The sequence below is a fragment of the Neobacillus sp. PS3-34 genome (assembly GCF_030915465.1).
Classification (GTDB): Bacteria; Bacillota; Bacilli; order Bacillales; family Cytobacillaceae; genus Neobacillus_A.
Window position 1 is genome coordinate 4,506,000 of record NZ_CP133267.1, and the last position, 25,251, is coordinate 4,531,250.

Here is a 25,251-nt window from a genome sequence, read left to right on the forward strand (position 1 = left end):
GAGCCAAAAATAAAGAAAGGTCCCAATACCATTAAAATGGTTTTGGGACCTTTATGGGAATTATAAATTTAATCCCTTCATGGATGCTTCAGGGTAACGCAAGCCTGATGCTGCACCAAGGGGCGCAGCATCATTTATGCGGGCCAGGTCCTCTGTTGTAAGTTTTATTTCTACAGCTTTTACATTTTCCTCTAAATATTTTCTTTTCTTTGTTCCAGGAATCGGCACAATATCTTCACCCTGTGCGAGCAGCCATGCCAATGCCAGTTGTGATGCCTGATAGCCTTTTTCCTGGGCGATCTCTTCAATTTTATTAACTAATTCAATATTACGTTCAAAGTTCTCTCCCTGGAAACGCGGGGAGAACCTGCGATAATCGTCCTCAGCCAAGTCCTCAAATTTTTGAATTTGTCCTGTTAAAAAACCTCTTCCAAGAGGGCTGTAAGGGACAAATCCGATTCCAAGTTCTCTAACAGCAGGAAGAATTTCATCCTCTACATCACGGCTCCAGAGGGAGTATTCTGTCTGGAGAGCGGTAATTGGGTGGACCTTATGGGCTGCGCGAATCGTCTGTGGAGCAGCCTCGGACATGCCAATGTAGCGTACCTTTCCTTCTTTAACTAATTCAGCCATTGCGCCTATTGTTTCCTCAATTGGTGTATTAGGGTCTACACGGTGCTGGTAATATAAATCAATGTATTCAACATTTAAACGGCGAAGGCTCGCCTCACAAGCACTTTTTACATAGTCAGGACGGCCATTGACACCTAAAAAAGTGCCGTCTTCTGCACGGACATTCCCAAATTTTGTAGCAACGATTACGTTTTCACGACGGCCTTTAATTGCTTGCCCTACCAATTCCTCATTTTTGCCGACCCCATACATATCCGCAGTATCCAGAAAATTCACTCCAAGGTCAAGTGCATGCTGAATCGTTCTAATTGATTCTTGATCATCGCGCCCCGCATAGAAATCAGACATCCCCATACATCCAAGCCCGATGGCAGATACCTCAAGTCCTGTTGATCCGAGTTTTCTTTTATTCATGGTTTTTTTCTCCTTCCATCATTCAATTCCGGAAAATCACTTTCTAGGGTAACCATTTTCATTATCATGGATTCTTCTAAAAAAAGCTTTTAATTCGCCTATTTTTCCTTAAAGAAAAATTCCCTTGTATTAGATAAATAGATAGGTTGATATTACCACAACAAGGACGCTTGTTATTTTGATATAATTTTATAGGTAAATGATTAAGAGGAGGAAAGCATCTTATGGTAAAACGCAATCTCCTTCTTTCATTGGTAATCGTCATTACCTTATTGGGAGGATTTTTTATCGGGGTTATTTACTCTGAGAAAAGTACCCATAAAGAAAGTTCACATAAAACAAGGTTAGAAATAAATCCGATGCCCAAATCGGAAACAAAACCTGAACCTAAGCAAATCCCTAAGCCTGCAAAATCAAAAGTGCTTATTGGATATGTACAGGATTTTCGAAACCCGTCAGTGGTAGATTACTCGAAGCTGACACATGTAATTTTTTCATTTGCCCACCCTGCTAAGGATGGAAGGGTTTTATTAAATGGAAAAATGGCTGTAGATAATCTTAAGGCCATGACAGCAAAAGCACATCAGCAAAACACAAAAATCATGCTCGCCGTTGGCGGGTGGTATCATATACAAGGCGGAGAATCTTATCCATACTTCAAAGCTGCCATTACCAATCCTTCTGCCAGGGCCAAACTGATTAGGGGACTTGTCAATATCACAGAACGTGAAAAACTGGATGGCATTGATATCGACTTTGAACATCCACGCTCACAAGCTGATGCCGAGAACCTGGATATTTTCATTAAATCATTAAGTTCAAGGCTTCATGCAAAAAAGAAAGAATTGTCGATTGCAGTTCATCCGAAAATTCATAGTGTGACCAAAACAGAAATTCACTTTGTTGTCTATAAACCGGAAATGTTTCAATATGTAGACCATGTAAATATTATGGCTTACGACGGCCAATGGGATGGAGGGTATAATGCATCCAATTTGTCTCCCTACCCGTTTACTGAAAAAATAGTAAACTATTGGGATCATCTTTTTGAAAACTATAAATTGCCTAAAGAAAAACTTGTTCTGGGAGTTCCATTATACGGCCAGCCGGATAATCCTGCCATTAAGCAGGTATCCTATGCAGCTATCCTCCATAATAATCCTGCTAACGCTGGGCATGACACGGTCGCGATGAACGGTACAACCTACCATTACAATAGTCAGCTAACTATGCAAAGGAAAACGAAGCTTGCACTGGATCACGGGTTTGGCGGGATGATGCTCTGGGAAACCGGTCTGGATGCAACAGGGCAAGGCAGTGTAACAGCTACAATTTCTAATGTATTGAAAAGTTCGGATAGGAACAAAGAACGTTTTTACACTGATGCTAAAAGGTAGTCGAAATGTGTTTATTAATTTGGGTATGCTGAATAAGCATTCCCATTTTTTTAACCAATTTGTTCCTCATTATGGTCGGGAGTTATTAAGGATCGTTTATTTGGCAGAATAGTAAGATTTGACCTTTTTAATAAGTAGTCAAGATGTTGAATGGGCATGGCGCCTCGGCCCTTTCCCTCTCCAAGTGTGAATTGTACAATACTTCCATCATTGCTAGTCACAGTTAAAGACTCCGCAGAATTGAAATTGCCTTTAACTGCTTGAGAAATTTGATACTTGGTTCCTAAATCGATAGCCATAAGTTCTGTCTCCTTATTTGAAAATATTTCTTATAGTGTTCCTCCCTTCTTTTAATGCATACATAAATTTCCTTCATTGTTATAAAAACTTTGCATAAATTCCCAAAAACTTAAAAAATACAGGGGAATTCTCCCCCTGCATAGGACATTCTAAAGAAATATTATAGATAGATTTTTAATAAGCGATTTTTTCCACTCTTTTTAACAACCGTTTTATTGAATGGTTTGCTTCTTTTAATACAATCGCCTTATCGACTGTATTTAATTTTCGATTTTCCATAACCAGTTTACCGTTAATAATCGTGGATTCGACATCTGCTCTCGTTGCAGAATAAACAATTCTTGAAATGGGATCAATCTCAAATGAGGGATAAACATGAAAATCATTTAAATTCAAAATGGCGAGGTCTGCTTTTTTTCCCGGTTCAATGCTGCCGATCTCATGCTCCAGCCCAACTGCCCTTGCTCCCCCTATAGTTGCCATGCGAAAAACTGTTCTCGCATCCATGGCTGTTGGACCATGTATTGGCTTTTGGATAATTGCAGCAAGCCTCATTTCATTAAACATATCAAGGTTATTGTTGCAAGGAGCTCCATCCGCCCCAAGACTTACAAAAGCTTGTGTATTCAAAAGAGACGGAATTTCTGCTACTCCGGATGCAAGCTTCAGATTCGAACCTGGGCAATGGCTTACTTTTATTCCCCGCTTTTTAATAATTCTTTTTTCTTCTTCATCTAGCCAAACACAATGGGCCAGTATCAATCTTTCATTTGCAAGACCAATGCTGTCTAAGTAAACGACATTCCGCACCCCATGTTCCTTTTCAACCAGCATGATTTCGTTAATATTTTCGGATGCATGTGTGTGGACCCTGACATTGTAAGCGGATGAAAGGTCCCGAACATTTATTAGCAGCTCTTCCGTACAGGAAACAACAAACCGGGGACAAAACGCATATTGGATTCGGCCGTTATCACGGTTATTCCATTTTTCCAGCAGGTCTATACTTTGTTGAATTGAATCAGAAGTCTTCTCCCTAAGCGGGATAGGTACCTCTTCCCCTTTATCCATCATAACTTTTCCGGCAAGAGCACGTATTCCACTTTCAGCAATGGCCTTAAATGCCGATTCCGTGTGGTTAACCGTTTCCATATCAACGACTGTAGTGGTTCCGCTTTGTATTAATTCACCGATCCCGAGCATCGCAGAATAGTAAATTGACTCCTCATCATGGGAAGCTTCCAGCGGCCAGATTTTTTGCTTTAACCAGTCCATTAATTCAAGGTCATCAGCCTGGCCACGAAACAATGCCTGGCATAAGTGGATATGGGTCTGTATAAATCCAGGGATAATGGTACGTCCTAATGCGTTTATCACTTTATCTGCAGCATGCATTAGGTGTGGCCAATTTCTATAATTCTGTCATTCTCAATATAAATATCACCTAAGAGGATTTCTTCCTGAGCGTTCATTGTAATGATTTCAGCATTTTTAATTAGTAAACTGCTCATTGCATCTCTCCTTCCTAAAGACGATCTTTATTTTCGTATGCTAATATCAAATTTTTATAAAATTCGATTGATCTTTTATAGCAAGACACGCTCACCCATTCGTTTGGCTGATGGGCCAGCTTTTCATTGCCCTGCCCATAAATTAAGGTCGGAATTTCGCTTAGCGGATTGAGAACTGCTGCATCGGTATAATAAGAAACTCCAAAGCAATCAGAGCCATCATTCCCTTTAAGTGAAAGTGCATCCTGGATAAGGTTTTTTGAAGGAGAGGTCAGGATTGAAGGGCGGTCTAGTATCTTGGTAACCCGGAATTTATATATATCATTCATTGCCACAAGGCCGTTTAGCTTCTCACCCAGGTCGTTAATTAGCTCATTATGTGATTGCGGTGGAACGGATCTGATGTCCACTCGAATGGTACATCTATCGGGTATAACATTGGTCTGTATTCCGCCTTCTATCATCGTTACAGCCAAACTGCTTCTCCCAAGCGGCAATGTTTCGATTTCCCATTCTGCTCTTAGCATATCAAGCAGCTTTACGATCTTAACCATATGGTCTACTGCATTTATTCCCTGTTCAGGCATGGAACCATGAGCTGTTTTCCCATACGTGGTTATCTCCAGCCAAAGAGCCCCTTTATGGCCAATAACAATTTTTTCATTTGTCGGTTCGCCAATTATGAGAGCATCTATTTTCCTTTTTTCATTTTCTAAAAGAAATGCTCTTGCGCCGCAGCTATCCACTTCTTCCCCGGCAGTTGCCAGAAAAGTAACACTTGCGGGAGGTGAAATATTTTCCAAAAATAAGGATTCAAGAGCTAAATACATCGCAGCCAATCCGCTCTTCATGTCAGAGGCACCTCGTCCATACACCCTGTCACCAACAATTTCCCCCGAGAAGGGAGAATAATCCCATTCCTGCTCACCTGGGGAAACCGTATCCATATGGCCGCATAGAAAAAGGTGCTTTTCTCCTGTTCCTTTTAGCGTTACCTCAAAATTGCTCCGATTTGCTCCGAGTGAGGCTACCTTGAAGGGCAATCCCTTTTCCTTGCAGCGTTCCATAAAAATTTCTGTTATTTTATGTTCATTTCCTGGAGGGTTTGAGCTGTTTATGCGGAGCAAATTTTGAAGAAATTTTACTTCATCCATCATGTTGCCTCCACAATTTGCATTTTTAGCGGCGTGACCTTAAAGCCATTTACCGGCGCCATGTCCTGGGAACAGGTAGTACAAGCTATGACAACATCGTCTAAAGCTTTAAGCCTTATATAGTCCCCCGGTTTAGAGAGTGGTTCATGGATTTCATAATCGCCTATATCATCCAGTACATTGTTCATAAAAATATTGATAGGATCTGGAATGTTGTTTGGGTGAATATTATATTTTCTTAATGCTGTTTGAAGATTGTCATGGCAGTTGGGATGATCGTCTGTATCAAAGTCTATTTTGTATCGGTAGTAATCACAGGCAGGAAAAAAGAAATCATGCTTACCCACGGTATCCTCTACGAGCTGCATAAGTGGGCGTCGGCGGTTGCTATAAAGGAAATCTCCGATTTTTAATCTTATGCTGCTAAGTGAAGCCCTCATATGAACAGGTGAAACATGCTCTTCCGGATCGGCATGATTAAAGCAGACAAAATCACCAACCTGTTTCCCTTCCATATCAATGATGATCAGCTCTTCACCTTTGCGCAGCATGGCACTTCTGCCCTCATAAGGAGGAATGATTATTTCATCGCGAATTCTTTCTATTTTAACGGCACCCACCTAATCACCTTCCATCTATTATTCAATGAAAACCGCTACCGCCCGGACGGGAGAACCCGTCCCCTTTCTGATCCGAAGCGGAAGCCCAAAGTATAGAAAACGCATTCCTGCGATTTTATCCAGATTACATAGATTTTCGGTATTTGTTATCCCATATTCTCTGCACACAAGATGCCCGGAAAACTTCGGGTCCTCTGGATGGTCGATTGCCGGTGCGTCGATTCCTATATTTATTACTCCACTATCAGCAAGCCACTTGGCAGCACTGTAATCAAGTCCAGTATAGGTTGTAAGCCATTTTTCAGTTCCGTAGGACCTATTGTAATGCCCTGTATATAAGAGTACTATATCGCCTTTATCCAAATGCTGATTGGATCGGCGCAAAGCTTCCTCAAGATCTTGCCTCGTAATGAACCTTTCCGGAGAAACCCTGGACAAATCTAAACAAATAGCCGGCCCATAAAAATATTCGAGCGGCATTTCATCGATATATTTACCTTGTGGGTCATACTCGTACGTAGCATCGCTGTGCGTTGGTCCATGTTCGTTGATAAGCAGATTATTCGTGGCAAATCCGAAACCAATTTGTTTCTCGCTTTCTTCATGCGATATATTTGGAAAAATCATTGTTTTTTGATGAAGGGGGAATACCGGCATTCCCTGATATATTTCCTGAGTTAAATCAACAAGCTTTACTCCCATGGTTTCCCTCCTGTTTATTCTAGTCCAGGCATTTGTGCTGTTTAGAGAATGGTTGGTATGATTTCAAACTTATTCACATCTATTAAGCCCATATCTGTAATTTTCCATTTTGGACTGGTTACGAGTGACCAAAAAGATAAATGCATAAAAGGAACATGGATCCCGCAGCCAAGTTCGTCTTTTGCGAGTCTCGATAATTCCTCTACTTTATCGCTCATCTCTTTGCCTGTGAATTCATCGGTCATTAACCCTCCGATTCGGAGCGGCAGGTCCCCTACAACCCTACTATCTTTAATCATGGCGATACCGCCATCCATCGCAATAACACGATTCACTGCAGTTACCATATCCTCATAATTGGTTCCGGTAACAATAATATTATGTGTATCATGAGCAACGCTTTCTGCAATTGCGCCGCTTTTTAAATCAAAGCCATTCAGAAAGGTTTTTCCGATTTTCCCTGTTCTGCCATGTCGCTCAATTACAAGCACTGGCAAAACGTCTTGTTTTAAACATGGCTGTACAATTCCTTCTACTACATTTAAGGTATACTCTTTGCCCCCTGTCAGATTTTGATCAGGAATCGCTTCAATCGCCCGGACTCTTGCCCTGCTGCCAGTTGCCCTTATTAATAGGTCCTCTTTTTTAACCGGTTTCCTTTTAATTGATTTCTTTACACTTTCCGGATATATGTAAGGAGCGATTTCAATCGTTAGCTCCCCTTTTTCGGCTGCCTTTTTGCCTCCAAGAAAAACCTGGTCGATTTTCATTTCATTTAAATCGCTAATGACTGCAATATCAGCTCTTTTCCCTGGAGAAATTACTCCTACATCCTTAAAGCCGAAGTGGGTCGCGGGATTAATGGTGGCCATTTGAATAGCTTCAACCGGATCAATCCCTTCAGCAATCGTCCGCCGGATAATGTCATTCATATGTCCGTATTTTAATAGGTCTGCCGGTACCATATCATCTGATACGACTATTGCCCGCCGTGAATCCAGTCCATCTTCAGTAATCGCCCGGATACATTCAGCCATATTGCGTTGTGAAGAGCCTTCACGCATAAACACACTGACACCATAACGCAGTTTTTCCACTGTCTCCTCCTTTGTTGTTGTTTCATGGCAGGAGACATGCGTTCCGCCGCTTATGATATGTGCGGCGAGCTCTTTTCCAAATAAGCCTGGCGCATTTCCTTCGACAGTCTTTCCAATACTGTTCGCATAAGCAACAGCGGCTACCAGATCATCAATGAGTTCAGGTGCGTGTTCGTACACCGGTTTAATATTGCTAAAGCTTTGGATTTCTCCAATTCCCTGCACATAGGGATCTGTCAGCAGATCCTTCATATCCTTGGCAGAAACATCAAAGCCGGATGTTTCCAAACCTGGAGCATCCGGAACGGCGCATGGAACCGTAAATAATATGCGGTTCGGCAGGGTTTTTGCTTCCTCAATCATCGCCTTCATTCCCTGCACTCCGAGGACATTTCCTATTTCATGAGGGTCTCCGATTAAGGTGGTTGTGCCCGTAGGAATTGAAAGCTTTGAAAATTCAGTACATGTCAGCATTGCGCTCTCAAAATGCATATGGGAATCAATAAATCCAGGACTTACAAATTTCCCTTTAACATTTTCCACAGTTGTTTTTGGACCAATTAAATCGCTTGCATCCCCGACCATTAAAATATACTCACCTTTAACAGCCACATCCGCTTCATAAATTTCACGGGTAATGACATTAATAAAATAGCCCCCTTTAAGGACCAGGTCTGCGTAAAGAGTTGAATCCAAAAGCACATCAATTAGTTTTCGGTGTTGTATTGCTTTTTTAATTTTTATAGCATCCATGGATTATCCCCCCAACATTGTTCCTTCTAAGCTATCAATGATCCCAATGATCGCAGCATCTATTGGGGCATCTTTGTTTTTGATAGCCCTCGACGCCATGCTTCCTGTTACATAAATAACTTTTTCCCCGATTCCTGCTCCTACAGTATCTACGGTGATAATGGGGTTCGGTAAAGCACCACCATCCAAACCGATAGGCTGTGTGATTAATAGCTTGGCGCCTACCAGGTTTTCATCTTTCCTTGTTGCCGTTACACGACCAACCACTATCCCCATATGCATGTAAATCTTCTCCTTATTCCATAATCAGTGCGATATTTAATTCTTTCGCGGTGTCTCGAGCCAAAGGTGTAATAATCGTGCCGTTCATAACGGCTAGTTTCGAAAGATTTTTCTGATGGATATATCGAATCGTCTCGTCTGTAACCACTGTTTTTTGCAGTGCTTTCCTCATTCTGAATTCGGAAGTATTTCCTGCATCAATCAGCTTTATTCCGAGTGACTTAAGCTCAAGTAAATGCTCATTTAGTTTTCTTTTAAGTGAAACCGTTCCTTTATCCAGTCCTTCTAATGTCCATAGCGGATGATACGGATCTGCTCCAATTTTTAACCCAAATACTTCTTTGCCAGAAAGTAAAGCTGCAATAATCAGCCTTACAAATGGACGTTGTTCATTGAATGACAGGATGTCAGAGACAATTGAAAAAGAGAGGATAGGTATCAACACCGCATCCAGGTCCTGAATGATGTTATCAGACAAATGAGTGTGTGGTATCCAGTCATCATTGCCGGTGGCTTTTACAAGTTCCGTTTTGGCAAACCGTCTAAAGACTTCCTCTTCCGCAGAAATTCGAATGGTTATATTCTCTTCTTCGAGCCTTTTTAAGTATGAAAATCCCGGTTCCATTCCAATCATATGAGAGGTTAATAGAGCCAGGACATATGGTTTAAGCTGGGACCTGCTTCTGTTATTGCGCTGAAACAATTCCTGCAGAGCGTGTTCCATCATGGCACTCTGCTTTTCAGTTTTCATTTTTATTCACCATTCGTTTTGGATAATAACGCTCTTTCAACCTCACTGTGAGGTCGTGGAATTACGTGGACAGATACCAGCTCACCCACACGTCTGGCGGCTTCAGCGCCAGCATCAGTTGCGCCTTTACTGCACCTACATCTCCTCTTACCATTACAGTAACAAGTCCAAATCCTACTTTCTCATAACCGCAGATTTCCACGTTAGCCGCTTTTACCATAGCATCTGCTGCTTCAATCGCTCCCACTAATCCTTTGGTTTCAATCAACCCTAATGATTCACCCATTTTAGTTCCTCCTAAAAATTAAATTATTGAAACGTCTTTCCACCACGTTCATCTTAAAAACGATGATTCTCAAGTATAACCATTGTGGATTGTTACATATTTATGATAGTAGTCATCGTTTGATATCTCCTATTCGTTTTCGGGTGCAGCTTCCTGCAGCAAAGTGTTTTTCTCCAGCTTGAACCTTGGCAGCAGCTTGCCTGCCACTTCATTATGGGCTCTTGGAATGACGTGGTGCGAAATTACTCTTCCTATGCGCTCTGCCGCATTTACTCCGGCATCTACGGCTGACTTAACCGCAGCTACATCTCCGCTGAAATGGATGGTTACACCCAGATAGCCGCTTACACCTATTACCTTTTCAATTCCCACAATTTCTACATCTGCTGCTTTAACTGCAGCATCAGCAGCGGAAACGGCTGTTGTATAACCAACTGTTTCAATAAGTCCTAGTGCATACAATCGGATCCCCCATCTCAAGCAATCTATGTTTTGAAATGTCCTAAACAAAAATATTAATTTAACCTGTCAGCTTCTTTTTTTAGTTCTTCTGACACTTGAGAAACAATCTCGAATTTACCATATAGCAGCAAGTAATTCTTTTCTATTAAGTAATCAAAATTCGTTTCGCTCGCCTTTTTTAAATGACGATCCATCAGCAGAATGGAGGTATAGTAGTCCACTCCTTCTATAACGGCAACGCCATTAACAGATGTCGTTAATTCCAGCTGCTTTGACAGCCATGGGCTTGGTGATTGAACTTTAAAAATTTGTGTTGATTTATATGATTTTTGAGAAAGTTTTTGATATAACGTTTTTACTACCATTGAAAGTCTTTCAGAATCCTGTTCATATACCTCAAGAACAAATTTTTCCTTGCTGCCCTTATCCCAGGTTAAAAAATATTTTATTGACGGAAACTCCCTTAGGATGTCATTTAAGATAAAAAGCTGCCCTACTGTGCATCTTTCTGAAGTAATAACACCAATTGAAAAAGCTGTAAGGGGGCGTTGAATGAAAGGATGCAAACTTGAATCAAGATTGGAGAAAAGCCAGGCTTTGACACCATCAGTTGTTTGTCCAAGAAATTTACTTTCCTCGCTCGGGCGGTTTTGTTTCGATGCAGTCGGGCCAGGGTTACTATTGTAACGAGTATTTCCCTGTACAAGTGACATCGTTTGCAGTTTAGCAAGAGGTCCTTCGGAAAAACCTTTTGTTATTGTGGAATCATTGACCTTTATGTGGGGTTGTTCATCATTGCGGAATACATGATCAGCTTTAACGGATAGTCTTTTTTGAATTTTATCTCTCTGGTAATTCGGACGGTGTATTCCTGGAATGCCTTGATTCGTTACATTTGCTGATTTTGTAGAAGAGCTCTTTCTTTGCTGAAGGCCTTGTCCACTATTGATGGGATTTTCCTTTGTGTGTTGACGGGGTTTCAGCACTTCTTCAACAACACTTTTCATAAACTCAGACACACATCATACACCTCCTTTATAGTATCTTGGTGAGTTCTGTATGCGGGCGGGGAATGACATTGAAGGAAACAAGTTCTCCTCCGGTCATGTTATGGGCTTTTTTACCAACCTCAACAGCTGCTGTAACGGCAGCTACATCGCCCTCTACTATTACCGTTACAAGCCCTGAACCCACTCTTTTTAAATCCAATAGATTTACATTAGCTGCTTTAGCCATGGAATCCAGAGCTTCAATTGCAGCTGTCAATCCTCTTGTTTCAATCAATCCAATTGCTTTCATTGGTATCCTCCCCTATAAAGCTGGTTATACCTTGGAGAAAAGCGCAAGCGTCCGTTCAGCGACGTATGGACTGGACCGCTCCGAACGAGATAAAGGAAACACGAAAAGCGATAGCGATTCGATGTTGACTTATCGTAAGGAGGAGAGAGAAGTACACTAGGCGTTGGGCGCTGGAGCTAGACATCTGTGCTTTTAAAAAAAATATTCTTTATTATCTTTTTAACCTTGAACCGTTTATTCCGTTATAAATAGTCTTCTAGAGTCACTTTAACCGGTATAGAAGTTCTTTTAAATAACTCTTCTTTCCCGAGAGGATAGGTTGCATCAATTCCCATTTTGTCAGAAACACCTTTAAGATTATGGGACGCCTCTAGAGGTGATCCTTTTGCGCCCGGGACAATAAAAATATCCTCAGAAGCCTGAACTCTTGTTGCCACAGCCCATTCTATGTCGTCGGAGTCAAATATATCCACATCGTCATTTACTACGACAACATGTTTTAAATCTTTATCGCTCGCAAATGCTGCAAGAGCCGCTTGTTTCCCATCACCCTCTGACTTTTTCTCAATTTGAATGACTGCATGATAGCGAGCCACTCCGCCCATTGGGATATGTACCGCTTTTATGTTGGGAACGACCTGCCTTACAGTACTGAACAATGTTGCCTCACGCACTAATGCCATTGGAAGTTTTTCCTCATCACTTGATGGAAAAATCGTCTGGCAAATTGCATTATTTCGATAGGTGACAGCCGAAAATTCGACAATCGGCTGTGGTGAACGAAACCCATAGTAGCCTGCCAATTCCCCAAATGGACCTTCCATTTCCCTTTCATGCGGTAGCATACGCCCTTCAAGAACAATTTCCGCCTCAGCAAGCACATCCAAATCTACCGTTTTGCATTTAACCACATCCAGGGATTGTCCAAGAAGAGCCCCTGCAACGTCCAATTTATCTGTATGGTAGAGATGAGTGCTAATTTGTGAACTTAAAACGACTGCAGGAACAATTCCGAACATAACGGCCACTTCCATCGGCTCACCGAGCTTTTCGAAGTGAGCGTATTGTTCCTTCAATTCATTAGAAGTAATTAAAATGTTTGTCCTATTTCCCCCTAAGTACTGCATTCTCCTGATGGAAGTATATCTTTTCCGTCCGGACAAATCCTTTACAACCAGGATGCCTGATACATAATAAGCACCAGAGTCATCTGCATGATAGGTTGGAATAGGAAAAAGGTCTGCCAAATCAAAGTCACCTGTTACCAAATTTTCCTGAACCGGCGTGTAGCCCTTAGAGTGGTTGGAATAGGATTAACAATGGAATCAATTAATTTTGGAAGCAAATCTGATGAAGAAATTCCCATGCTGTCTGCCAGCAGATCTCTGTCTCCACCTAATCCGGCAGCCAAACTTGACCTGTAGCCTTTTATCTTTTCAAAAAGGAAGGGTTGTCTTCCGTTTTTTGTGTTAATAACCGCTCCTAGCTCATAGCGGGGATCAACTTCTTTTTTTATTCGGTACAAAAGTCCTCTGCTTTCCCAATCATCTAATAACGCCCTCATCGTTACAGGGTTCATTCCTTTTCCCCCCATCTTTCCAACAACTTATGATCAATCCCAAGCATATCCAGGATGCGAGCCACCATAAAGTTGGCAAGCTCCCAAATTTCTGTTGGCTTGTGATAAAATCCGGGAGAAGCAGGCATGATACAGGCCCTGATTCCGCAAGCCTGGTCATATTACGAAGATGTATCAAATGAAAGGGTGCTTCTCTTGGCACAATGATAAAATTTCTTCTTTCTTTTAACACTACACTTGCTGACCTGCTTAACAGAGTGTCACCAACTCCATTTGCAATTGCCCCTAGGGTATTCATCGAGCATGGGACAATAACCATCCCATCTGTCAGGAATGATCCGCTGGCAATGGAAGCAAACAAGTTTCGATTACTGTGAATAGTGGCATATTCCTTAAGATCTGCAAGCTTTACTCCGCATTCAAATTGCATAACTTTTTCTCCCATGTCCGTTGCAATTAAATGCGTTTCAACACCTAATTGATGAAGAGCGCGGATCAATGTATAAGCATACAATGATCCGCTTGCCCCTGTAATACCCACTAGTATTCTCTTTTTTCTTTCTAAAGGCTGGATAGGTTTAGACAACCTGTTCGTCATGGGAGAATTTATTTTTTGCTGCTTCTTTGTATTCTTCTGTGGACATGATATCTCCGAAAATATCGATATCCCTTAAGCCGGATACATGCATGGAATCATCCTGGGATGCCGTACCATCTGAAAGACAAATGACATTGTAGCCATGATAAAGTGCATCTGAAGCTGTGCTGCGGACGCAAACATTTGTCCAGACACCCGTAAGCACTACAGTATCAATTTCCTCTTCCCGTAAAAATAAATCAAAGTCAGTATAGCTGAATGCACTATGCCGTCTCTTCTGGACGATATAATCTCCTTTGCTTTCATCAGGCTGCAGTTCAGGAATAAATTCGGATCCCCATGTGCCTTTAATTGCATGTACAGGCCTTACCCTGAAATCACGGTCATTTTTTCTGTGTGCTTCCTGGATAAAAGCCACCTGGATATTATGATCATGGGCAAAATCCACCAGCTCTTTGATTTTAGGGACGATTTTTTCGCCATTTTCACAGCGAAGCGCGGCTTTTTCTCCGATAAAATCATTTAGCATATCGATGACTACAACACAATGCTTCTTTCCTCTTAACTCCATCGAATTCACCCTCACTTTATTAATTCTTTTTCAACTACTTCTGTCTTTACCTCTGCTTTTTGTTCACTATATTTTTCATATTTGAATGTTCTTTCCAGGCGTTGGATGCTTTGGCGTGGTACATATTCACCATATCCTGCCTGGCCAACAACACCACCCGCTTTTTCATCGTAAACAACTTTTCCACGGATGATCGTTTGTACTGGCCCACCTTTTAATTCCATTCCATGTAAAGGATTATATTTTGCCATTGATTCTGTCTGTTGTTCATCTATAACATATTCCTTATCAAGGTCAATGATCGTGAAGTCTGCATCTGCTCCAATTTCCATTGAACCTTTCTTCGGATAAATTCCATAATGGATTGCCGCATTCCGGCTTGTTACTTCCACAAATCTTGATAGTGACAAACGGCCTTTATTTAGACCTTCACTGACAAGGATTGGGACCATTGTTTCTACTCCCGGAATTCCTGGGAAGGTATTCCAGATGGTAGCTCCTGGATAATCTTTTTCTGTCGCAATCTCGTAAGGCGCATGGTCTGTCCCTACAAAATCAATTGTTCCGTCAGCCAGCGCCTGCCAATGTGCAGCATTATCCTCTTTTCCTCTCAGAGGAGGAGCAATTTTGGCAAATGATCCCCTCTCGCTCATGGAATCCTTAGCATTAAGAACCAGATAATGATGGCAGGTTTCAGCTGTTACTTTTACTCCGCGTTTTTTAGCTGCCTTAACAAGCTCTGCCCCTTCTTTTGTAGTCATATGAACCACATGGACTCGTGCATCTGTAGCTTCCGCGAAGCTGATGATTAATTCAATTGCAACTTTTTCCGCAAGTACTGAACGGGCTTCTGCCCAGGCAGGGCCATCCAAACGTCCTTCTTTCTCCAGTTTTTTAGAGTAAAAAGTGCAGATATCGAAATTCTCTGCATGTACTCCGATTGGCATCCCTGTTTTGGCCACCTTCGTGAATATTTCAAGCATTTCACCATCTGAAACCTTAGGGAATGTAGGTACCGAAGGAGTCATATAGACTTTGAAGGCAACAACCCCTTCATCAATTTGCGGATAAATGTTATCAATCCAGCCTTCACGTGCATCTTCGCCTGTCATCCCGCCCCAGAAACAATAGTCAACATATGCCTGGTCACGGATAGGCCGATTTTCTTGTTAAAGCTATCACCATCGCGAACAGACGGCTTGCTGCAGCAAGGCATATCAATGATGGTTGTTAATCCTCCTTTGATGGCTGAACGGCTTCCAGTTGCAAATGTTTCCCTGTGCGTAAAACCTGGATCCATAAAGTGTGTATGTGGGTCAATACAGCCTGGCACAACAAGTTTTCCCTCTACATCTATCACTCTATTAGCTGTTAAAAAGCTAATATCATTTGTGTACCCCACGATTTTCCCGTTATTTACAAGGATGTTCGTCAGCACTTGACGATCCCCTTGTGGAATGTTTGCGTTTTTCAAAATTAGATCCATTTTTTTTACTCCTATCTATTAGTATATTTCTGCTTCACTCCTTTGGAATGAAGCAGTTTTCAATTAAACAGCTCAGGCACTCTAGATGAACTAGTCCGACTTTCAGCTATTAAAACGCCTCAGTTGTATGTTCACTTTTGAGCTGTTCAATTCTTTCACTTTCACTTATATTTAAATCTTTATGATTAAATACCAAATTCAACAAAATTGCCGTTAAACTTCCTAAAACGATTCCATTTTCTACCAATAACCGGATGCTGGTTGGAAGGTGTGTAAAAATGGCAGGGACGACCGCAGCGCCGAGTCCGATTCCTACTGAACAAGCCACAATCAGTAAATTTTCATTCTTTGTGAAGTCAACTACTGAAAGCATTCTTACACCGGAGGAAATGACCATTCCAAACATAGGAATCATCGCACCACCCAATACCGGCATTGGAATGATTGTCGTTAAGGCTGCAACCTTTGGCAAAAGACCAAGGATCATTAAGATAACTCCAGCTGTAATGACAACATTTCTTGTCTTTACTTTTGTTAGTGCGACAAGTCCAACGTTTTGTGAGAAAGATGTATATGGAAACGCGTTAAAGATTCCGCCGATAGCCACGGCAAGGCCTTCAGCACGGAGTCCCTTTTTTATATCATTGGATTCAATTTTTCTTTCACAGACATCTCCGAGTGCAAGAAACACACCGGTTGATTCAATCATGCTGACAATAGCTACAAGTGTCATAGTGAGAATAGCGGAGAAATTAAAGGTAGGGAAACCGAAATAGAATGGCTGAACTATATGAAACCATGAAGCATGGGAAACCTGGTCGAAGTTTACCATTCCCATGAAAGATGCGACTGCAGTTCCTGCCACCAACGAAAGCAATACTGATATCGCTCTCAAATATCCTTTTAAAAAGCGGTTCATTAAAATGATCAGCAGTAAAGTAATGGTTGCTAGAGAGAGGTTTTGCAAGCTGCCGAAGTCCGGAGAACCCAACCCTCCTGCTGCGTTATTCATAGCAACGGGAATCAAAGAAACCCCGATAATCGCAACGACTGACCCAGTTACAACAGACGGGAAAAAATGCATAATTTTACTCATAAACTGAGCTAGAATCATGACAATAATCCCGGAAACAATAATGGCACCATAAATCGCCGTCATCCCCTGCAGCTTCCCGATTGCGATCATTGGCCCTACAGCTGTGAAGGTACATCCCAAAATAACCGGCAATTTTATGCCAAAGTGCCTTCCACCGACTACCTGCAGCAAGGTCGCGATACCACATGTAAATAAATCAATTGAAATCAAGTAAGCCAGCTGTTGTGCATTAAGTCCTATCGCAGGTCCCACAATCAAAGGCACGATTACAGCACCAGCATACATGGCCAGTACATGCTGAAAACCCAATGTCCATAATTTCCAAGGATTTAGCTTTTCCAAAGACTTCCCCTCCCGGTTTTTTCCTTTGAGCAGCTTTTGCAATTAAACGAGCAAAATTAGCGTGTTTATATCACCTCCTAAATTGGAATAAAAAAAACCGCAGCAATAGAAGGCATCTCAAAATAAGATGGTCTATTGCTGCGGTTTCACAAAACTCTCGTTAAACAAGAGTTAACGTAACCGCTTTCATATAAGATTAAGACAATTGCGCCTTGCGCAACTCTCCCTGAAACACGTCGTTAGTTTAATAAATCTTCAAAGTAAATAATTGTACAGGCTTCTTCGGTAACAGGATCATAATCTTTTAAAATTGTTTTAACTTTAATGAGCAATGCATCTTCAATGTACCCCTTTAACAATGATTTAAATTCAACAATTAATGCTGAATCAACCGAAATTGTCAGGGTCTGAAAGTTTCTGCTGAGCATTTGCAATGCTTGCACACGTTTATGCTGTGCAAAGATCATCACTCTGTCGTCAAGGCATTCAATACGCTGTTTTTTAACCCCTACACCATAAATCTCCTGGTTTACCCGATTGTATAACTGGGCAAGGCTTTTTTTCAAAGCAGGATGGAATTGAGAATAAATAGTGGACATATTTTCCTCCTGTTAGTCACTATATTATTAAAAACAAACCTTTCAGTCAATACTATTTTCTGAAAATTTAGACTTGACAAAATATTAGAGCGGCAATTACACTACAAATCAACTCCCCCGCTTTTATGGAAATTTATTACTGCTTCCCTTCTCGGGTTTAGAAATTGAATAACTTTTTACTTTCGTATAACCTCAATAATTGGTTTGAGGGTTTCTACCAGGAACCGTAAATTCCTATCTACGAAAAGGTTTTTCTATCTGTTAAAAACCTTTTTGTATGGGATTTTTTATCGTTATTCGTTTATTAATCTAATTTTCTTACACAAATGTCCTCATGTAAATGCATTCAACAATAGATACCAAAATCTTTAATTGATTCGACCATCTTTTACAAAATAAGCTTTTCTTTTTAAGAGATTCATGTTTAAGGAGGTAAAAATATTATCATGAAAACTATTCATTTTACGGTTAACGGTGTAGCCTGTTCTGTTAAATGCCCACCTACTAAAACTCTTTTGGATGTATTAAGAGATGACCTGAATCTGACGGCAAGCAAAGAATGCTGCGGCAAGGGTGAGTGCGGATCCTGCTCTGTCCTCTTAAACAAGGAAGTCGTCTGTTCATGCCTGATCCTTGCTGGCCAAATTGAAAAACAGGAAATTTTGACGTGTGAAGGCGTGGGACTAACATCAAATATGGATATTGTTCAGGAAGCCTTTGTTGCAGAGGGAGCCACACAATGCGGCTATTGCACACCGGGAATAATTGTTTCCGCAAAGGCCTTCCTGAATGAAATTAATCATTTACCTTCTGTTGATGAAATAAAAACTGCATTGGGAGGAAACCTTTGCCGCTGTACGGGATACTCCAAAATAATAAAAGCAGTTGAATCAGCAGCAAAAAGAAAAATACAACTAGAAAGTGCTTCACTCTAATGGGCGGTTCAGCAATTCTACTTGCTGCAGGAAGATCCACCCGAATGGGCAGCTTAAAAGGATTGCTTCCATGGCACGGAACCACACTATTTGAGCACCAGCTGAAGGTATTAAAAAAAATAGCTTGGTTAGATGAGATTATCGTAGTTCTGGGATTCCAGGCTGAACTTTTTAATAGAATCGCAAAAAATTATCCTGTTAAGATCGTATATAATCAACATTTTCTTTCTGGTAAATGCTCCTCCATCCTTTGCGGTCTGCAGGCTATCGAGAAAGTTTCCCTCCCCATACTCATCACAGCAGTCGACCAGCCAACAAATCCTGAAATAATTAATAGACTCGCAGAATCACTTCAAAACAGCAATGCCCAGATTGCCGTCCCAGTTTATAAAGAAAAAAGAGGTCACCCCGTTCTTTTTTCAGAGCGTATGTTGGGTGAACTCCTCTCTATCACTGAAGAAACAAAGGGGCTCCGTGGTATTTTTCAAAAGTACAAACACAACGTTCGTGAGGTACCGGTACCCAATTCTGGCATTCTGCTTAATCTTAATACCTACGAAGACTATGAAAAAATAGTAAGAAACTAACTTAGGAGGTCAATTCATGCTAGTGACTGAAATTGATATGGTCTCTCCCGCCTCAATCACAGAATGCCTCACCTTAATCTCAAAATTCGGAAGTGATTACAGATTAATTGCTGGCGGCACGGATGCAGTGGTTCGAATGAAAGAAGGCAAATGGCGGCCAAAGGTTTGGGTTAACATAAAAGGTTTACAAGAACTGCGCTATATAACTGAAAAAGAAGGCGCTATTCATATCGGACCGTTGACCACGCATACAGACATTGTCAAATCTCCCCTGCTTCAAAAAAGGCCGACGTTCTTGTCGAAGCAGCTCGTGAAGTAGGTGCAACCCAGATGCAAAATATGGGGACAATTGGCGGAAATATCGGCACCGCATCACCTGCCGGGGATACCATTCCGGCATTATATGTTCTAAACGCTGTAATTGAGCTTAGTTCTATTGACTCTACACGGCTGGTTCCAATCGAGGAGTTCTTTAACGGACCGGGAAAAACCGTCTTAAAACAAAATGAAATGATAACAAAAATTATCATTCAGCCACAGGGTGAAAATGAAATTGGGATTTTCCAAAAACTCGGTCCCCGAAAAGCGCAGTCCATTTCAATTGTTAATGTCGCAATTTCGTTAATTATGGATCAAGGCCGTCAATGCCTTGGAGCAAAAGTTGCCTATGGCTCGGTTGCACCAACGATTATTCGAGCAAGAAAATGTGAAGCGTTGCTTTCCAATAACTGCCTGACGGAAGAACTGATCCAAAATATCGCAAAAATTGCCTGGAAAGAAGTCATGCCGATTACGGATGTTAGAGCAACCGCTACATACAGAAGAGATATGGCAAGTGCCCTGCTGGAACGCGGGCTCTACCGTCTAATGAGGAGGTGGGAAAACAGATGAATGATAGCCAGAGCTTAAATTGGGTTGGAAAACGAGTCAGAAGGATTGATGGGCCTGAAAAAGTAACCGGCGAATTAAAATACATGACCGATTACCATTTTGAAAATATGGTTTGGGGAAAAGTACTTCGCTCAAAATATGCGCATGCCAAAATTAAATCTATCGATACAGCCAAGGCAATGCTGCTGCCTGGTGTGGTTTGCGTGCTTACCCATAAAGATATTCCTGGATTCAATGGTTTTGGGATTGTTGTACCTGATCAGCCAGTTTTATGCTCCAATGTGGTTCGATGTACTGGTGATGCCGTTGCATTGGTTGCTGCGGAATCGCAGGAAATTGCCGAGCTGGCGCTTGAATTAATCGAGGTGGATTATGAGCCGCTTGAGGTTATCTCGGATGCTGAACAGGCGATGTCTGCATCTGCTTTGAAACTTCACCATGATGGGAATATTCACAGCCATATAAAAATCAAAAACGGTGATGTTGAGAAGGCGCTTCAAAGAAGCAGATCTTATTGTTGAAAATACGTTCTATTCCCCTCGCCAGATGCATGCTTTTATCGAAACGGAAGGCGGCTGGGGTGAAATGGATGAAGATGGTTTCATCACGATTCGCTGTCCAGGACAATATGCTTATCGTGACCGGATGCAAATTGCGCGTGCACTTGCCTATAACCCGGAGCGAATCCGAGTCATTTCAAGTCCAATTGGAGGGGCTTTTGGAGGAAAAGATGAAATTACAGTCCAAATTTACCTCGCTTTACTTGCCATGCATACGAATGGTCGCCCAGTGAAAATTCATTACAGCCGTGAAGAATCAGTTATTGCTGGAATCAAAAGGCATCCATTCAAGGTTTATATGAAAACAGCTGTTAAAAAAGACGGTACCTTACTAGCAAATCAGGTCAGAGCAGTTGCAGATACAGGTGCGTATGCTTCGCTTGGAGGAGAAGTTGTGGCACTTGCAATAGAACATTCCTGCGGCCGTATAAAATACCAAATGTTAACCTGGAAGGATTTTGTGTTTTTACTAACAATGGCATATCTGGAGCTTTTAGAGGATTTGGAGTCAACCAGGTTTGCATGGGAATTGAAACCCATATGGATATGATTGCAGAAAAGCTTGGGCTCGACCCTGTCGAAATCAGAAAGAAAAACGTCTATCATCATGGAGATGTTTCCAGCATCGGACATGTTATTAAATCAAGTGTCGGTACCTTTAAAACACTTGAGACAGCAGAAAATTGCGACCTTTGGAAAAACCGTGAGAAATATAAAGCAGAAGTCAGTGAGCCATGGAAAAAAAGAGGTGTGTCTCTGGCAACCTCCTTCCATGGTATCGGAATGGGAATTGGATTACCTGATTATGGGGCTGCTTCAATCGAACTTCTTCCGGATGGAAGATTTCTGGTCGCTGTAGGATGTGAAGAAATCGGCGGCGGAAACAGCACCGTTTATGCCCAGGTCGCAGCTGAAATCCTTAATTGTGATATCAATAATATTAAAGTAGTTCAGGGAGACACCTCCCGCACACTTGATGGCGGAACTGTTACTGCCTCCCGTTCGACTTATACTGGAGGAAGAGCGGTTGCTACTGCAGCACCTAATATGGTGAAGCTTTTAATAGAAACAGCCTCCGAAATACTTCAGATACCTGTCACAAATATTGAAATGGCACCTAACCATATTAGCTCGAATGGTCAGCAGCTTACCTATAAATCGATTTTTGATTATCTTTATCAGCATCACCGAAAAACCAGAGTTGAAGGCCATTTTATCCTTCCGAAAGAAAAAGAAGAGATAAAAGGATCCGGAGGCGCTCCCCACCATATGTACGGGTACTTAACACATGTTGTCATGGTTGAAGTTGATACGTTAACAGGTGAAACAGAGGTGCTCCGTGTTGTGTCCATTCCGGATGCCGGGAAGGTCATTAATCCACAAGGGCTTGAAGGGCAAACAGAAGGCGGCGCTGTCATGGGGATGGGCTATACACTGTATGAAGATGTATTAATTGAAAATGGATACCATAAAACTCGAAATTTCACGGATTATATTATCCCGACCATTCGCGAAACACCGATTATTGAAACATTTCCTGTCGAAGATGCGATTGAACAATCAGGACCATTCGGTGCAAAAGGTATCGGAGAAGTAGTGATGATTCCGATCATTGCTGCCATCATGTCTGCGATTTATGATGCCACCGGTGCCCGGTTATATCATCTTCCAGCCACACCTGAAAGAATATTTAACGCATTGAAAATGCTTAAAAAACAAGAAGTCCAATCATCAAGGTGATAATATGATGAATTCTGCTCTGTACGAAAAGCTTGTTGAGTCACTAACTGAACAAAAAGAAACGTTTCTCCTGACCATTACCGACCATCCGGAAATTCAATGGGTTGGTGTAAAAGCTCTAGTATGGCCTAATGGGGATTTTTACACTGAATCTCCTTTTCCACAACTCATGTGGAGCGAATTAATGGAAATCTGTAAAATGTTTTTAATGAAAAAAGGTCTGGAACGTATTCGTTCTCTTGGAATGAAAATGAAATAGAATGTTTTGCGGAGTACTTCCCTGCTCCTCTCCACTTAATTGTTGCCGGTGCAGGCCATGTTTGTGAGCCTGTGGCACAAATGGGGAAAATGCTTGGTTTTTTTGTAACGGTCATTGATGATCGGCCTGAATTTGCAAATAGAGAACGTTTTCCCACTGCCGACGAAGTGGTTTGCCGATCCTATCTAGATTACTTTAGCGAGGTTGTACTATCCGAACACACCTATATTCTCCTTCTTACCAGAGGCCATAAATACGATGTTTTAAGCCTGAGAGAGCTTTTAAAACGTGATGAAAAAGCAGCGTACATTGGAATGATTGGCAGCAGAAGACGAATTTCGGGAGTATTCGAGGAATTAAGAATAGATTTTCCAAATGAAAGCTTTAATCATCTCTTTACCCCTGTTGGACTAGATATTGGTGCTGAGACCCCAGCTGAAATTGCAGTCAGTATACTTGCAGAAATATTAAAAGTTAAAAATCAAAAGTCCGGGAATTCCCTGAGCACTAAAGTTAGAAAATACGCGAAGCTGGGATTCCATGAGGGGGTAAAAAATGGAACAGCTGCACCTTATAATGCGTACAAATGAAATCCGGAAAGGAGGTGAAAAAGCAGCACTCGCGACCATTATTCGAACAAAAGGATCAACGCCACGGAAAACAGGCAGCAGGATGATCGTTTATCCCTGTGGAAGAATTGAAGGAACCATTGGCGGAGGGTGCGGGGAAGCATTAGTGATAGAAAAAGCTTTTGAAGTTATTCATTCAAATCTTCCATTAAAGCAGCGTGTAGATCTTACAAAAGGACTTTTCTACGAAGATGGAGGTATTTGTGGTGGCATTATGGATGTTTTTATAGAACCTCTGTAAATCTTCTTTTAAGACCAAAGAATAAATAGTGCCACTTTCTGTATTTCGGGATTGTAAGTGTCTTTCAATTGTTAAATCTATGTTAGGAGTGAATCGAATGTCCATGATTGGGAAAGATTTAGGAACAGGTCTCCCGTCCCCCTCCAACTCAGGTTTATTGGAAAAATTATTTAAGCTTTCCGAACGCAAAACGAACACAAAAACTGAAATCCTCGCCGGATTAACTTCTTTTTTGACAATGAGCTACATTATTTTTGTTAATCCGATTATTTTACACGATGCCGGTATTCCAAAAGAAGCTGCATTGGCTGCAACGATTTATGCGAGCGTTTTTTGTACATTATTAATGGCTCTTTGGGCAAATTTCCCCGTAGCTGTTGCTCCTGGGATGGGTTTAAACGCGTTTTTTGCCTATACAGTGGTTCTCGGGCATGGATTATCTTGGCAAACTGCCCTTGGTGCTGTTTTCATTTCAGGGATCGTGTTCTTATTATTGACCATCACCGGTGTCCGCCAAAAAATTGTTGACGGGGTACCCAATATATTAAAATCAGCCATCGCGGTTGGCATAGGATTGTTCATTGCTTTTATCGGCCTAAAAAATGCAGAGCTCGTTGTTGCAAATAAAGCTACTTTTGTAGGCTTAGGTGATCTTACAAGCAAAGGTCCCCTTCTCGCGATTTTTGGTCTAATTGTTGCTGCATTATTAATGGCAAAACGCGTTAAAGGTTCCCTTTTAATTAGTATCCTTGGAACAAGTATTTTGGCTATGATTGTAGGGTTTATCGGACATCCAAAAGCGATGGGTGACGTTGTCTCATTCTCGCTTCCAAGCTTGTCAGATACTTTTTTAGCAATGGATATTATGGGAGCGGTTAAATACGGAATCCTTTCCATCATCTTTTCCTTTACCATTGTTGAAATGTTCGATAATTTAGCGACTTTGATTGGTTTATCCAAGAAAGCTGGCCTATCAGATGAAAATGGAAAAATCCATAATCTGGACCGAGCGTTACAGGCCGATGCCGTAGGAACGATCGTCAGTGCATCTTTGGGCAGCACCGCGCTAAATGCCTATGTAGAGAATGCCACCGGGATCTCCGAAGGCGGCAGGACCGGGTTAACTGCTCTTACAGTCGGAGTTTTATTCTTCTTAACCTTAATTTTCGCTCCATTAATATACTTCATCCCTTCTGTCGCCACAGCCCCTATTCTAATCCTTGTCGGAGCGTTAATGCTTACTGAAATCAAACATATTAGTTTCGATGATTTTACCGATGTGATTCCCGTTTTCTTAACGATTGTGCTGATGCCGCTAACATTCAGTATTGCCCAAGGCCTTGCATTTGGTTTCATCTCCTATACACTATTGAAGCTGTTTACAGGAAAAAAAGATCAGATCCATTGGATTATGTATTTTGTCAGCGCTGCTTTCATCATAAACTTTATTATGGGCGGCCATTAATTCTAGCACTGT

30 protein-coding genes, 3 pseudogenes and 1 riboswitch are annotated in these 25,251 nt (G+C 41.5%); of the genes and pseudogenes, 12 read left to right on the forward strand and 21 right to left on the reverse strand.

Going from position 1 to position 25,251, the window contains the following annotated elements:
- Window positions 1-60: 60 nt before the first annotated feature.
- Window positions 61-1,047 carry an aldo/keto reductase gene (locus tag RCG23_RS23710; RefSeq protein ID WP_308177670.1) on the reverse strand — a complete coding sequence of 329 codons (987 nt, stop codon included), beginning with the start codon at window positions 1,045-1,047 and terminating at the stop codon, window positions 61-63.
- 224 nt (window positions 1,048-1,271) lie between these two features.
- Here RCG23_RS23710 and RCG23_RS23715 point away from each other — a divergent pair, with 224 nt between their 5' ends.
- On the forward strand, window positions 1,272-2,444 hold the full coding sequence (locus tag RCG23_RS23715; RefSeq protein WP_308177671.1) for a glycoside hydrolase family 18 protein: 1,173 nt from the start codon (window positions 1,272-1,274) through the stop codon (window positions 2,442-2,444).
- 50 nt (window positions 2,445-2,494) lie between these two features.
- Here the strand turns inward: RCG23_RS23715 and RCG23_RS23720 are convergent, their stop codons facing one another.
- The 20 genes and pseudogenes from RCG23_RS23720 to RCG23_RS23815 all read right to left on the reverse strand — a co-directional run bounded on the left by RCG23_RS23720 (window position 2,495) and on the right by RCG23_RS23815 (window position 17,932).
- Window positions 2,495-2,743 (reverse strand): hypothetical protein, encoded by a 249-nt coding sequence (locus RCG23_RS23720; protein ID WP_308177672.1) that lies wholly within the window; start codon window positions 2,741-2,743, stop codon window positions 2,495-2,497.
- 175 nt (window positions 2,744-2,918) lie between these two features.
- A pseudogene (locus RCG23_RS23725) lies at window positions 2,919-4,255 on the reverse strand (5'-deoxyadenosine deaminase).
- Window positions 4,256-4,269: 14 nt separating this feature from the next.
- Window positions 4,270-5,412 (reverse strand): M20 family metallopeptidase, encoded by a 1,143-nt coding sequence (locus RCG23_RS23730; protein ID WP_308177673.1) that lies wholly within the window; start codon window positions 5,410-5,412, stop codon window positions 4,270-4,272.
- On the reverse strand, window positions 5,409-6,029 hold the full coding sequence (locus RCG23_RS23735; protein WP_308177674.1) for a DUF1989 domain-containing protein: 621 nt from the start codon (window positions 6,027-6,029) through the stop codon (window positions 5,409-5,411). The genes RCG23_RS23730 and RCG23_RS23735 overlap by 4 nt, the downstream gene beginning before the upstream one ends.
- A gap of 18 nt (window positions 6,030-6,047) precedes the next feature.
- Window positions 6,048-6,731 carry a cyclase family protein gene (locus RCG23_RS23740; RefSeq protein WP_308177675.1) on the reverse strand — a complete coding sequence of 228 codons (684 nt, stop codon included), beginning with the start codon at window positions 6,729-6,731 and terminating at the stop codon, window positions 6,048-6,050.
- A gap of 41 nt (window positions 6,732-6,772) precedes the next feature.
- The gene (gene ade / locus RCG23_RS23745) at window positions 6,773-8,581 is read right to left on the reverse strand and encodes an adenine deaminase (protein ID WP_308177676.1); all 1,809 of its coding nucleotides are present in this window, start codon (window positions 8,579-8,581) and stop codon (window positions 6,773-6,775) included.
- 3 nt (window positions 8,582-8,584) lie between these two features.
- On the reverse strand, window positions 8,585-8,863 hold the full coding sequence (locus RCG23_RS23750; protein ID WP_308177677.1) for a EutN/CcmL family microcompartment protein: 279 nt from the start codon (window positions 8,861-8,863) through the stop codon (window positions 8,585-8,587).
- A 13-nt stretch (window positions 8,864-8,876) separates the two neighbouring features.
- Window positions 8,877-9,614 carry a hypothetical protein gene (locus RCG23_RS23755; RefSeq protein WP_308177678.1) on the reverse strand — a complete coding sequence of 246 codons (738 nt, stop codon included), beginning with the start codon at window positions 9,612-9,614 and terminating at the stop codon, window positions 8,877-8,879.
- 2 nt (window positions 9,615-9,616) lie between these two features.
- Window positions 9,617-9,900 (reverse strand): annotated as a pseudogene (locus tag RCG23_RS23760) (BMC domain-containing protein).
- Between the two features lie 129 nt (window positions 9,901-10,029).
- On the reverse strand, window positions 10,030-10,362 hold the full coding sequence (locus tag RCG23_RS23765) for a BMC domain-containing protein (protein ID WP_374049787.1): 333 nt from the start codon (window positions 10,360-10,362) through the stop codon (window positions 10,030-10,032).
- Window positions 10,363-10,415: 53 nt separating this feature from the next.
- On the reverse strand, window positions 10,416-11,381 hold the full coding sequence (locus RCG23_RS23770) for a hypothetical protein (protein ID WP_308177679.1): 966 nt from the start codon (window positions 11,379-11,381) through the stop codon (window positions 10,416-10,418).
- A gap of 16 nt (window positions 11,382-11,397) precedes the next feature.
- Window positions 11,398-11,661, reverse strand: coding sequence for a BMC domain-containing protein (locus tag RCG23_RS23775; protein WP_308177680.1), 264 nt, complete (start codon window positions 11,659-11,661; stop codon window positions 11,398-11,400).
- A 242-nt stretch (window positions 11,662-11,903) separates the two neighbouring features.
- The gene (locus RCG23_RS23780; protein WP_308177681.1) at window positions 11,904-12,908 is read right to left on the reverse strand and encodes a UbiD family decarboxylase; all 1,005 of its coding nucleotides are present in this window, start codon (window positions 12,906-12,908) and stop codon (window positions 11,904-11,906) included.
- 14 nt (window positions 12,909-12,922) lie between these two features.
- On the reverse strand, window positions 12,923-13,240 hold the full coding sequence (locus RCG23_RS23785) for a UbiD family decarboxylase domain-containing protein (RefSeq protein ID WP_308177682.1): 318 nt from the start codon (window positions 13,238-13,240) through the stop codon (window positions 12,923-12,925).
- Window positions 13,206-13,781 carry a UbiX family flavin prenyltransferase gene (locus RCG23_RS23790; protein WP_308177683.1) on the reverse strand — a complete coding sequence of 192 codons (576 nt, stop codon included), beginning with the start codon at window positions 13,779-13,781 and terminating at the stop codon, window positions 13,206-13,208. The genes RCG23_RS23785 and RCG23_RS23790 overlap by 35 nt, the downstream gene beginning before the upstream one ends.
- Before the next feature lie 37 nt (window positions 13,782-13,818).
- Window positions 13,819-14,409, reverse strand: coding sequence for a cysteine hydrolase family protein (locus RCG23_RS23795; protein WP_308177684.1), 591 nt, complete (start codon window positions 14,407-14,409; stop codon window positions 13,819-13,821).
- 11 nt (window positions 14,410-14,420) lie between these two features.
- Entirely contained in the window at window positions 14,421-15,521 is a 1,101-nt protein-coding gene (locus RCG23_RS23800; RefSeq protein ID WP_308177685.1) for a dihydroorotase, read from the reverse strand.
- Window positions 15,518-15,895, reverse strand: coding sequence for an amidohydrolase family protein (locus RCG23_RS23805; RefSeq protein WP_308177686.1), 378 nt, complete (start codon window positions 15,893-15,895; stop codon window positions 15,518-15,520). The genes RCG23_RS23800 and RCG23_RS23805 overlap by 4 nt, the downstream gene beginning before the upstream one ends.
- 109 nt (window positions 15,896-16,004) lie before the next feature.
- The gene (locus RCG23_RS23810; protein WP_308177687.1) at window positions 16,005-17,333 is read right to left on the reverse strand and encodes a nucleobase:cation symporter-2 family protein; all 1,329 of its coding nucleotides are present in this window, start codon (window positions 17,331-17,333) and stop codon (window positions 16,005-16,007) included.
- A gap of 239 nt (window positions 17,334-17,572) precedes the next feature.
- Window positions 17,573-17,932 carry a Na-translocating system protein MpsC family protein gene (locus RCG23_RS23815; protein WP_308177688.1) on the reverse strand — a complete coding sequence of 120 codons (360 nt, stop codon included), beginning with the start codon at window positions 17,930-17,932 and terminating at the stop codon, window positions 17,573-17,575.
- Between the two features lie 162 nt (window positions 17,933-18,094).
- Window positions 18,095-18,193: riboswitch (purine riboswitch) on the forward strand.
- Between the two features lie 185 nt (window positions 18,194-18,378).
- Here RCG23_RS23815 and RCG23_RS23820 point away from each other — a divergent pair.
- The 11 genes and pseudogenes from RCG23_RS23820 to RCG23_RS23870 all read left to right on the forward strand — a co-directional run bounded on the left by RCG23_RS23820 (window position 18,379) and on the right by RCG23_RS23870 (window position 25,239).
- Window positions 18,379-18,867 carry a (2Fe-2S)-binding protein gene (locus tag RCG23_RS23820; protein WP_308177689.1) on the forward strand — a complete coding sequence of 163 codons (489 nt, stop codon included), beginning with the start codon at window positions 18,379-18,381 and terminating at the stop codon, window positions 18,865-18,867.
- The gene (locus RCG23_RS23825; protein WP_308177690.1) at window positions 18,867-19,454 is read left to right on the forward strand and encodes a nucleotidyltransferase family protein; all 588 of its coding nucleotides are present in this window, start codon (window positions 18,867-18,869) and stop codon (window positions 19,452-19,454) included. The genes RCG23_RS23820 and RCG23_RS23825 overlap by 1 nt, the downstream gene beginning before the upstream one ends.
- 16 nt (window positions 19,455-19,470) lie before the next feature.
- A complete protein-coding gene (locus RCG23_RS26095) occupies window positions 19,471-19,773 on the forward strand; it encodes an FAD binding domain-containing protein (RefSeq protein WP_374049788.1) in 303 nt (100 codons plus the stop codon).
- Window positions 19,719-20,345: an FAD binding domain-containing protein gene (locus RCG23_RS26100; RefSeq protein ID WP_374049871.1), complete on the forward strand. Its 627-nt coding sequence runs from the start codon at window positions 19,719-19,721 to the stop codon at window positions 20,343-20,345. Before RCG23_RS26095 ends, RCG23_RS26100 begins: the two co-directional genes overlap by 55 nt.
- Window positions 20,342-20,866 (forward strand): xanthine dehydrogenase family protein molybdopterin-binding subunit, encoded by a 525-nt coding sequence (locus RCG23_RS23840; RefSeq protein ID WP_308177691.1) that lies wholly within the window; start codon window positions 20,342-20,344, stop codon window positions 20,864-20,866. The genes RCG23_RS26100 and RCG23_RS23840 overlap by 4 nt, the downstream gene beginning before the upstream one ends.
- Before the next feature lie 25 nt (window positions 20,867-20,891).
- Window positions 20,892-21,445: pseudogene (locus RCG23_RS23845) on the forward strand (molybdopterin cofactor-binding domain-containing protein); the annotation flags it as partial.
- Between the two features lie 6 nt (window positions 21,446-21,451).
- Window positions 21,452-22,645, forward strand: coding sequence for a xanthine dehydrogenase family protein molybdopterin-binding subunit (locus RCG23_RS23850; protein ID WP_308180164.1), 1,194 nt, complete (start codon window positions 21,452-21,454; stop codon window positions 22,643-22,645).
- Between the two features lie 4 nt (window positions 22,646-22,649).
- Window positions 22,650-22,904 (forward strand): hypothetical protein, encoded by a 255-nt coding sequence (locus RCG23_RS23855; RefSeq protein WP_308177692.1) that lies wholly within the window; start codon window positions 22,650-22,652, stop codon window positions 22,902-22,904.
- Window positions 22,905-22,993: 89 nt separating this feature from the next.
- Window positions 22,994-23,494, forward strand: a complete 501-nt coding sequence (locus RCG23_RS23860; protein ID WP_308177693.1) for an XdhC family protein — start codon at window positions 22,994-22,996, stop codon at window positions 23,492-23,494.
- The gene (locus tag RCG23_RS23865; protein ID WP_308177694.1) at window positions 23,460-23,774 is read left to right on the forward strand and encodes an XdhC family protein; all 315 of its coding nucleotides are present in this window, start codon (window positions 23,460-23,462) and stop codon (window positions 23,772-23,774) included. Before RCG23_RS23860 ends, RCG23_RS23865 begins: the two co-directional genes overlap by 35 nt.
- Window positions 23,775-23,871: 97 nt before the next feature.
- Window positions 23,872-25,239 carry an NCS2 family permease gene (locus RCG23_RS23870; RefSeq protein WP_308177695.1) on the forward strand — a complete coding sequence of 456 codons (1,368 nt, stop codon included), beginning with the start codon at window positions 23,872-23,874 and terminating at the stop codon, window positions 25,237-25,239.
- Window positions 25,240-25,251: the final 12 nt, after the last annotated feature.